Source organism: Streptomyces durbertensis, assembly GCF_014156695.1.
Taxonomy (GTDB): Bacteria; Actinomycetota; Actinomycetes; order Streptomycetales; family Streptomycetaceae; genus Streptomyces; species Streptomyces durbertensis.
Genome location: NZ_WMLF01000210.1, coordinates 1 through 9053, shown reverse-complemented (window position 1 = coordinate 9053; position 9053 = coordinate 1). Strand labels below are relative to the sequence as shown.

At 72.0% G+C, this 9053-nt stretch carries 8 protein-coding genes; 4 read left to right on the top strand and 4 right to left on the bottom strand.

Annotation, left to right across the window (positions count from 1 at the left end; genetic code table 11):
- Both GL263_RS15290 and GL263_RS15285 read right to left on the bottom strand, forming a co-directional pair.
- Positions 1–601: phosphotransferase enzyme family protein (locus GL263_RS15290; RefSeq protein ID WP_323379411.1), on the bottom strand; the 601-nt coding region annotated here is incomplete at its 3' end.
- Between the two features lie 250 nt (positions 602–851).
- A complete protein-coding gene (locus tag GL263_RS15285; protein WP_182856258.1) occupies positions 852–2501 on the bottom strand; it encodes a protein kinase domain-containing protein in 1650 nt (549 codons plus the stop codon).
- A 278-nt stretch (positions 2502–2779) separates the two neighbouring features.
- On the opposite strand from GL263_RS15285, the gene GL263_RS15280 reads away from it, so the two are divergent.
- Positions 2780–4498: a Stk1 family PASTA domain-containing Ser/Thr kinase gene (locus tag GL263_RS15280; RefSeq protein WP_182856257.1), complete on the top strand. Its 1719-nt coding sequence runs from the start codon at positions 2780–2782 to the stop codon at positions 4496–4498.
- A gap of 59 nt (positions 4499–4557) precedes the next feature.
- Here the strand turns inward: GL263_RS15280 and GL263_RS15275 are convergent, their stop codons facing one another.
- A complete protein-coding gene (locus tag GL263_RS15275) occupies positions 4558–5088 on the bottom strand; it encodes a levansucrase (protein ID WP_182856256.1) in 531 nt (176 codons plus the stop codon).
- A gap of 107 nt (positions 5089–5195) precedes the next feature.
- Here GL263_RS15275 and GL263_RS15270 point away from each other — a divergent pair, with 107 nt between their 5' ends.
- The 3 genes from GL263_RS15270 to GL263_RS15260 all read left to right on the top strand — a co-directional run bounded on the left by GL263_RS15270 (position 5196) and on the right by GL263_RS15260 (position 8387).
- Positions 5196–5774, top strand: coding sequence for a Uma2 family endonuclease (locus GL263_RS15270; protein WP_323379410.1), 579 nt, complete (start codon positions 5196–5198; stop codon positions 5772–5774).
- A 94-nt stretch (positions 5775–5868) separates the two neighbouring features.
- Positions 5869–6831 (top strand): pirin family protein, encoded by a 963-nt coding sequence (locus GL263_RS15265; RefSeq protein WP_182856255.1) that lies wholly within the window; start codon positions 5869–5871, stop codon positions 6829–6831.
- Between the two features lie 278 nt (positions 6832–7109).
- Complete coding sequence (locus GL263_RS15260) at positions 7110–8387, top strand: sensor histidine kinase (RefSeq protein ID WP_182856254.1); 1278 nt, start codon at positions 7110–7112, stop codon at positions 8385–8387.
- Positions 8388–8420: 33 nt separating this feature from the next.
- On the opposite strand, the gene GL263_RS15255 is transcribed toward GL263_RS15260, so the two are convergent.
- On the bottom strand, positions 8421–8822 hold the full coding sequence (locus GL263_RS15255) for a hypothetical protein (protein ID WP_182856253.1): 402 nt from the start codon (positions 8820–8822) through the stop codon (positions 8421–8423).
- Positions 8823–9053: the final 231 nt, after the last annotated feature.

Below are 9053 nucleotides of genomic sequence, written 5' to 3'. Positions count from 1 at the left end.
CGGTGGCGGTGTGCGGGGGGCGTGGCGTCGGGGACGGGTCGACGCCGTCGCGCGGGGCGGCCCCGACCCGGGCCGGGAGCCGTCCCGCACCGGAGGCGCCGGCGTGCCGGGGCCGGGGCAGCAGCCGGCCGCTCCTGGGCGGGCCGCCGGCCGCGTGCGCCGCCCTCGGCGAGGTCGCGGCGGCGACCGCCTCCGGCAGCCGGTTGTGCACCCGGCCGAGCAGTCCGCCCAGTTCGGCGGCCTCCTCGGTGGAGAGCTGGGAGCCGTCGCGGTGTTGGCTGTCGACCCACGGGTGCAGCGCGTAGCAGCGTCCGCCGTCCAGGACCACCGTGGTGCCGGAGTCGGTGACCAGCGGGGGCGCCACGGGCACGCCCAGCAACCCGAGTTGCACGCTGGTCCGGTGCTGGCGCTCGATGGCCTCCGGCGTGCCGTTCAGGTGGTGTTTGAGGAAGAAGCGGCCCCTGGTGGTGGTGAGGCGGTAGCCGCGGTTGAGCAGGCCCTCGGAGAGCCGTTCGCAGGAGAGGTGGTCGCCGACCTCGGGGCCGTACCGGTCGAGCACGGTGGTGAGGGTGTGCGGGGGGAGCGTGGATCGTGGTGGCACGAGCGGCACCGTACCGGCGTATTGGTGGCTTTGGCGGCTTTGTTCCGAAGGTTCACGCCCCAGGCGTACGCCGGGGACCCACTTCACCCGAACGGCGGTTTCCCGTACGCCGGCGTGCCGCTCGGGGGCGGCCGTGACCCACTGCTCCCGGCGGCGGGACGTGCGGCGACGTGACAACGGCCGCGCGCCGGCCCCGGGCCGCCCTGACGGGCGGTCGGGGACCGGCGCGCGGCCTGTCCCATGCCGTGGCTCAGCTGGTGAGGTCTCCGGTGCCGCCACCGGGGTCACCGCCGCCGGTCGCCGCGCCGCCCGGGTCGCCGCCGCCACCGGGCGTCCCGCCGCCGCCGGGGTCGCCGCCCCCGCCGTCGGCACCGCCGTTGTCGCCGCCGGTGTTCTCGCCGCCGCCCTGGCCGCCGTCGGCGGTGCCGTCGGTCGTGCCCTCGGTGTGGCCGCCGTCGGTGGCTCCGCCGTCGCCGCCGCCGGTGGTCGGGTCGCTGGGCGTGCCGGGGTTCTGCGGTGTGGACGGCCGGTTCTGCGGCGGGGCCGGCGGGTTGTAACTCGGCGGCGGCGTCCAGCCGTTGTTCGCGTCGTCCGTCTCCTCGTCCGTCGGCGTCGGATCCGGCGAGGGGGACTCCTTCTCCGTCTGCTCGACCGACGGCGACGGGCTCGGGTCGGTGGTGTTCCCCTTGCCCTCACCGGTGTTGTTCATGGCGAAGTAGACGCCGAGCGCGACCGCCAGCACGGCGAAGAACGCGATCAGCGCGTACTTCACGCCGCCGCCGCGACCGCCCTCGCGACGCGGACCGCCCTCGAAGCCGCCGTCGTCGCCGTCGGGGCGGCCGAGCAGCATGGGCGGGCCGACGGTCGTGGGCGCGTCGCCGTAGTCGGGGCCCGCGGAGGGCGTGCCCATGGCGGGCGTGCCGCCGGCGAGCACCGGACCGGTGTTCCACAGCCCGCCGGTGTGGCCGCCCTGCTCCTGGAGCTGGCGCAGCGCGTACTGGGTGAGGCCGCGCATCTCCTCCGCGGACTGGAAGCGGTCGTCCGGCTCCTTGGCGAGGGAGCGCATGACCAGGCCGTCCAGCTCCGGCGGCACGTCGTCGTGCACCTCTGAGGGCGCCACCGGGTCGTCCTGCACGTGCTGGTACACCACCGACAGCGGCGTCTCACCGGTGAACGGCGGGCGCTGCGTCAGCAGTTCGTACAGCAGGCAGCCGGTCGCGTACAGGTCGGAACGGGCGTCGACTGCCTTGCCGAGCGCCTGCTCGGGCGACAGGTACTGCGGGGTGCCCATGACCATGCCGGTCTGCGTCATGGTCTGCGAGGCGCCGTGCAGGGCGCGCGCGATGCCGAAGTCCATCACCTTGACCGCGCCCGACTCGGTGATGATGACGTTGGCCGGCTTGATGTCGCGGTGGACGATGCCGTGCTGGTGGCTGTACGCCAACGCTTCCAGCACACCGGAGACGATGATCAGCGCCTGCTCGGGCGGCGGGGCCTCGGAGGTGGCGAGAAGGTCACGGATGGTTTTACCTTTAACCAACTCCATGACGATGTACGGGACGACCGAGCCGTCCACCTCGTCCTCGCCCGAGTCGTACACGGCGACGACGGCGTGGTGGTTCAGGCCCGCGACCGACTGCGCCTCACGCGTGAACCGCGCCTTGGACACCGGGTCCTCGGCGAGGTCGGAGCGGAGCAGCTTCACCGCGACCGTCCGGCCGAGCCGGACGTCCTCCGCGGCGAAGACCTCGGCCATGCCGCCCCGGCCGAGCCGGCCGGTCAGCCGGTAGCGGCCGTCGCCGACGAGGCCGTTGTTCCCAAACATCCCGGCCTGCCCGGCGGCGCCGTTGTCCGGCTCGTCGGGGTCCGCGGGGCCCCCGGCGGAGTGTGTCTGGGCCATCAGTCCTCGCCATTGTTGGAACCCGCGGGCCGCGGGCGAGCGTGAGGGGGAGTGACGGGCCATCCAACCCGCTCCCGGCAGGGCCTGGCAAGTTGCGGCCTGCGGTTCCGCGTACCGGCGTACGATGCGCGTGCATCGGGTCACGGAACCGGTAGACGGCTTGACTCGTCAGACCCCTACGGCAGACTGGGGCCCGGATATCCCGATCCACAGCAACGGTACATGCGAGATGAGCGGTCCGTAGGAGGGCCTACGGCGCCGATGGGGGAAGCAGGCAGATGAGCGACGTCGGCGGACAGCCAGCGAGTTTCGAGGGGCGGAACGTCGGCAACGGCCGCTACCAGCTGCGACAACTGCTCGGTGCGGGCGGTATGGCCTCCGTCCACCTCGGCCACGACACGGTGCTGGACCGGCAGGTGGCGGTCAAGACCCTGCACTCCGAACTCGGCAGGGAAGCCGCGTTCCGCGAGCGTTTCCGCCGGGAGGCGCAGGCCGTCGCCAAGCTGACGCACACCAACATCGTCTCCGTCTTCGACTCCGGTGAGGACGAGATCGACGGCGCCATGGTGCCGTACATCGTCATGGAGTACGTCGACGGCAAGCCGCTGCGGGGCGAGCTCGACGAGGACATCAACCAGTTCGGCGCGATGCCCACCGAGAAGGCGCTGAAGATCACCGCCGACGTGCTCGCCGCGCTCGACGTCAGCCACGAGATGGGCCTCGTCCACCGCGACATCAAGCCCGGCAACGTGATGATGACCCGCCGCAATGTGGTGAAGGTCATGGACTTCGGCATCGCCCGCGCCATGCAGTCCGGCGTGACGTCCATGACACAGACCGGCATGGTCGTCGGCACCCCGCAGTACCTCTCCCCCGAGCAGGCGCTCGGACGCGGCGTGGACGCCAGGTCCGACCTCTACACCGTCGGCATCATGCTCTTCGAACTGGTCACCGGCCGGCTGCCCTTCGACGCCGACTCGCCGCTGGCCATCGCCTACGCGCACGTCCAGGAGGAGCCGGTCCCGCCGTCCTCCATCAACGCCTCCCTGCCGCCGGCCGTGGACGCGCTGGTCGCCCGCGCCCTGCGGAAGAACCCGAACGAGCGCTTCTCCTCCGCCGAGGAGATGCGCCAGGAGTGCGAGCGCGTGATGCGCTCCGGCGCCGCCGCCGGCACCACGCCGACGATCATCGGCGGCGTCCCCTCGCCGAGCGGCGCCGGCGTCGCGCAGTCCGTCTTCCCGCCGGTCAGCGCCACCGGCACGCCGCCCCCGCCCAGCGCCATGCCGGCCGCCGGCTACGGCACGCCGCCGCCCTACGCGGCCCAGGGCGGCTACGGCACCCCGCCGCCCAACACCACCGGCGCGATGCCCGCCGCCTACAGCGGCGCCGCGACCCCGGCCCCGTACGGCTCCACGCCGCCCCCGGCCCACACCGGCGGCAACAAGAACCTCGGCATGATCATCGGCGCCGCCGTCGCCGCGCTGGTGGTCATCGCCGCCGTCGGCGTCATCATCGCCATGAGCCGCACCAGCGACGGCGGCGGCAACGAGGCCGAAGGCGGCGGCGGCGCGAGCCCCGTCGAGCAGGTCACGCCGGGCGGAGGCGCCGGCGACGGCGACGAGGACGGCGACGAGGACGGCGACGAGGACGGCTACGACGGCGACACCGACGCCAAGCCGACCGACGCCGGCATCAAGGAGGGTGACAAGACCCGCACCCTCACCACCGACAAGTGCACCGAGGCCCGGCCCTACTTCCAGGACCGCGACAAGGAGAACCCGCGCCTGGTCACCCCGGACTTCACCATCAAGCACATCGACTCCGTGCGGGCCTGCATCAAGGCCGCCGGCTGGAAGCTCGACGACGACTTCACCGAGCAGGACGAGAACGTCTACGGCAAGGGCATCGTGATGTCGCAGTCGCCGAAGAACTACGAGCCGTTCGACCCGGACAACGACGAGATCAAGCTCACCGTCTCCACCGGCAAGCCGAACTGACACCGACCGCGCCCGGCCCGCCCCGCCCGGGGGTCGGGCGGGCGGCCTCGGCGGACCCGTCAGCCGGTCTGGACGAGCGGCCAGTCGGGCGCGGTGAGATAGCGGTCGCCTTTGGTGATCTGGTGGTGCGCGTAGAAGCGGCCGACCACGGGCTTGCCGCGGTAGTAGCCGACGGCCCGGCGGGCCGTGTCGACGACCGCCGGCCGCGCCATGCAGGCGAACTCCATCCGCTGCCGCTCCATCGCCCACCACATCGCGGCCGGGTCCACCCGGTCGCTCACCAGCACGGGGAAGACGGCGACGCCGGTCTGCAGTCCGACCGGCAGACCGCCCTTGTGGTCCTTGGCGTACCGCATCGCCTGCCGGGTGAAGGAGTCGATCACCGGCACGGTGATCTCGGGGACCTCGGCGGCGATCGTGAACAGGTGCAGCCTGGTCGCCGCCCACCGCAGCCGGAAGTCCGCCCGCCGGCCGACGAGCACGGGCGCGCCGGCCCAGTTGTCCCACCCGACCGAGCACCCGTCGCCGGCCAGCCGCTCGGCGACCCCGGCCAGGTACGTCTGCGCGATCCGCGCCTCCCCCGTCTCCATGCGGCGCATTCTGCCGTGCCCCCCGGAGCCGCGGAACAGCGGGGAGCGTTCGAACGAGGCACGCCTTCCGCGGCCACCGCGCCCACGGTGCACGCCGGAGGTGTGAGGTGACCGTCACCGAGCCCAGGCCGCAGATGCCGACCGAGGCGTTCGAGGCCATCGCCGCGGCAGCCGAGCGCGAAGGTGTCCGGCTGGAGTTCGTCGGCGGCAGGCTGGGCGTCAGGGCGGCGCCGGACGGCGACCACAGCGAGGCCGTCCGGTGGCTGACGCGGTACTGCGTCCGGCACCGGCCGGATCTCTGGCTCTACGCACAGCGTGGTCTCAGGGTCGGGACGTGCCGGACGGGCCGTGCCAGGCCGGCCGGCGCTCTCGCCGCGTCGGGCACGTTCGCCGGGCAGGGGGAGTGGGCGGATCCCGGCCAGGTGCTCATGGTCGTCGAGGTCACGTCGTACGACGGTGACACCGACAGACGCCTGCGGGAGGAGAAGCCGAGCGCGTACGCGCAGGCAGGCATCCCGGTCTACCTCCTCATCGACCGGTGCGCCCGCGAGGCACTGGTGTACAGCGCGCCTGAGAGCGGCGGGTACACCCGGCTCCTCCGGCGCCGCCTCGGCAAGCCGGTCGAGTTGCCCGCGCCGGTGGGGTTCTCGCTCGACACCGGGGCGCTGAAGGGCTGGGTGCGCTGATCGCGGGCGCCCACGCGGGTTCGGGAACACCGGGGGCTTGGATGTTGTTCAACGTTCAACTATCCTGCTTTCCGGCTCCCGAGGAGAGGTCACGATGCCCGCGATCACCGCACCGAACCCGTTGGAACTGCCCCGCGTCCCGGCGCCGGCCGCGCCGGAGAGTGTCGACCGGCCCGTGCTGGCCGTCCGCACCGCGCCCAGCGGCCTGGAAGGGGAGGGCTTCCCCGTCCGGCGCGCTTTCGCCGGAATCCACCACCGCCACCTGGACCCGTTCATCATGATGGACCAGATGGGCGAGGTCGACTACGCCGCCGGAGAGCCGCGCGGCACCCCCTGGCACCCGCACCGCGGCTTCGAGACGGTGACCTACCTGATCGACGGCACGTTTGTGCACCAGGACTCCGAGGGCGGCGGCGGCGTGATCAACGGCGGTGACACCCAGTGGATGACCGCCGGCTCCGGGCTCCTGCACATCGAGACCCCGCCGGAGGAACTGGTCGTCAGCGGCGGCCTCTTCCACGGCCTCCAGCTGTGGGTGAACCTCCCGGCCGGCGACAAGATGGCCGCCCCCCGCTACCAGGACATCGGCGGCGGCAAGCTGCGCCTGCTCACCACCCCGGACGGCGGCGCGCTGCTGCGGCTGATCGCCGGCGACCTCGACGGACACAGCGGTCCCGGCATCACCCACACCCCGATCACCATGGTGCACGCGACCGTCAGCCCGGGCGCGGAGATCACCCTGCCCTGGCGGTCGGACTTCAACGCGCTGGCGTACGTGCTCGCCGGCAGCGGCGGCGTCGGCCGCGAGCGGCGGCCGGTGCACGCCGGCCAGACGGCGGTCTTCGGCGCCGGCGACGCCGTCACCGTCCACGCGGACCCGTCGCAGGACTCCCGCACCGACGCCCTGGAGATCGTCCTGCTCGGCGGCCGCCCGATACGCGAACCCGTCGCGCACTACGGCCCGTTCGTGATGAACAGCCACGCCGAACTCGTCCAGGCATTCGAGGACTTCAACGCGGGCCGCCTCGGCCGCATCCCCCCGACCCGCAAGGGCTGACGCCGGCGAGGCGTCAGCCGCCGCGACGGTCCTCACCCGGGCGGCCGGCGGTGTGGCCTGACTTCGCGTCGTCGCCTCGATCTGGCTGGTATCGCGCGTGGCGCCGCCGGAGTGCCTGTCTTCCCCCGTCCGTTCGGTGGCGCGGCGGGCGGGGGAACAGGCGCTCGGAGTAAGCGTGTTCACCGGACGGCTCGCTTACCACGCGCTTACGTGCGTGAGGACATACTCGGTCACCGAGCCGGCGTTGTGTGGTGGCTGACGGGATTGGACGCGAGGCGATGGCTTTTGGTCCCCGAGGGGCACGTCAGGTGAGGGTCCCGCCCGGACCGGAGCACTCCCCCGACACGCAGAACCCCTGGGGCGCGCAACGTTCCTTATCCGGCCCCCGCCTCCGGCTGACCATCCGCGTCCGACTGACCCTGTTGTACGGCGGGCTGTTCCTGCTCGCGGGCATGGTGCTGTTGTCGATCATCTACCTGCTCGCGGCACAGGCGTTACAGGGCAGCGGCACCGCGTTCCGCATCCACGGGGGCTACGAGCTGAGCCTTTCCAGCGACGTGTGCCCGGAGCTCGGCCAGGCCCGGAACATCAGCGAGTTCAACGGGATTCTCGACGCCTGCCTCCAGGCGCAGCGCACGGCCGTGCTCAGCTCGCTGCTGCGGCGGTCTCTGGTGGCCCTGCTGGCTCTGGCCGTGCTCGCGTTCGCGTTCGGGTACGTCATGGCCGGCAGGGTGCTCTCGCCGCTCGGCCGCATCACCCGCACGGCCCGCGGCGTGGCCGGCTCGGACCTCGGGAAACGCATCGAACTGGACGGCCCGGACGACGAGCTGAAGGAACTCGCGGACACGTTCGACGAGATGCTCGACCGACTCGACCGCGCCTTCAACGCCCAGAAGCGTTTTGTGGCGAACGCCTCCCATGAACTGCGCACCCCGCTCGCGATCAACCGCACGCTGCTGGAGGTGCAGATGTCCGACCCCGACGCGTCGGTCGACCTCCGCCAGTTGGGCCGGGCGCTGCTCGCCACGAACGAGAGGAGCGAGCGGCTCGTGGAAGGGCTTCTCCTTCTCGCCCGTTCCGAGAACGAGCTCTCCGAACGCAGCCCCGTGGACATGGCCGAGGTGGTGACGCAGGCCGTGGACCAGGTGCGGGCGGAGGCCGGGACGGCGAAGGTGGAGCTGCGTCTCGTGCTGGAACCCGTCCGGGTGCAGGGGAACGGCGTACTGCTGGAACGCGTCGCGCTCAACCTCGTCCAGAACGCGATCCGCTACAACGTCCCCGAGGGTGGATGGGTCCGGGTGGCGACATCGACGACCGGCGACGGCCACGCCCTCCTACGGGTCGAGAACACCGGCCCGGTTGTCCCCGTGTATCAGGTGGACGATCTCTTCGAGCCGTTCAGGCGACTGCGAGGCGACCGGACGGGGAGCGGGAAGGGGGCCGGGCTCGGGCTCTCGATCGTTCGCTCCGTCGCGCACGCGCACGGTGGAGCCGCCGCCGCCACGCCACGGGGCGGCGGCGGCCTCACCGTCGACGTCAGAGTCCCGGTGCGGTAGGCCCCTCCGCGGAGTCCGGGTGCGACGTGACGGTCAGGTCCTCGGCCGGCAGTGGTTCAGGGAACCGTCCTCCCAGGTCACGTTTCCCGAGTAGACCCAGCCGAGGGTGTCACTACCGGCGATTCGCCCGAATATCCATCGGTTTCCGTGGTCATTGGTGATGTAGCACCAGTAGAAGAACTTCGTGCCCTTCTTGTATCGGTTCGCGGCGCACTTCGCGTAGGGCTCGGTCCTGAGTGGGGTGTCCTTCTTGGTGAAGTACCCGTAGCCACTTGAGTTGTTCTCGACGAAGTAGATCTTCCCGCAGTCGCGTAAGGCGTCGGGCTCGCCGCTGGCGTCCGTGTCCGCGCCGGCCGGGCTCGCGGTCAGAAGCAGCAGCGCGGCAAGTGTCGCCGTGGTCGTGACAAGAGCGCTGAGGCGCGTCCTGATAGGCATGGATGTCTCCGTGAGAAGGAGGTGTCGGTTACCGATCGTGGACACTGGCACATGCCCTGCGCACGCGGAGAGCGATTCTCGGACCTGTGAGAGCCGTCCGACGCGCTTTCGGCCGGTCGGCAACCGCGCCCGGAAGACGACAGACGGCCCGGACGACCTCCGGCGCCGGGGTCGTCCGTTCGGGTGAATGGTTCGGAGCGGCTTCGGGGTGGGTCAGTCCCAGGTGGGGGG

Excerpts from the sequence above, each read along its gene's own strand:
- GL263_RS15285 (WP_182856258.1), bottom strand. The coding sequence starts at position 2,501 with ATGGCCCAGACACACTCCGCCGGGGGCCCCGCGGACCCCGACGAGCCG.
- GL263_RS15275 (WP_182856256.1), bottom strand. The coding sequence starts at position 5,088 with ATGGAGACGGGGGAGGCGCGGATCGCGCAGACGTACCTGGCCGGGGTC.
- GL263_RS15260 (WP_182856254.1), top strand. The coding sequence starts at position 7,110 with ATGGCTTTTGGTCCCCGAGGGGCACGTCAGGTGAGGGTCCCGCCCGGA.
- GL263_RS15265 (WP_182856255.1), top strand. The coding sequence starts at position 5,869 with ATGCCCGCGATCACCGCACCGAACCCGTTGGAACTGCCCCGCGTCCCG.
- GL263_RS15255 (WP_182856253.1), bottom strand. The coding sequence starts at position 8,822 with ATGCCTATCAGGACGCGCCTCAGCGCTCTTGTCACGACCACGGCGACA.
- GL263_RS15280 (WP_182856257.1), top strand. The coding sequence starts at position 2,780 with ATGAGCGACGTCGGCGGACAGCCAGCGAGTTTCGAGGGGCGGAACGTC.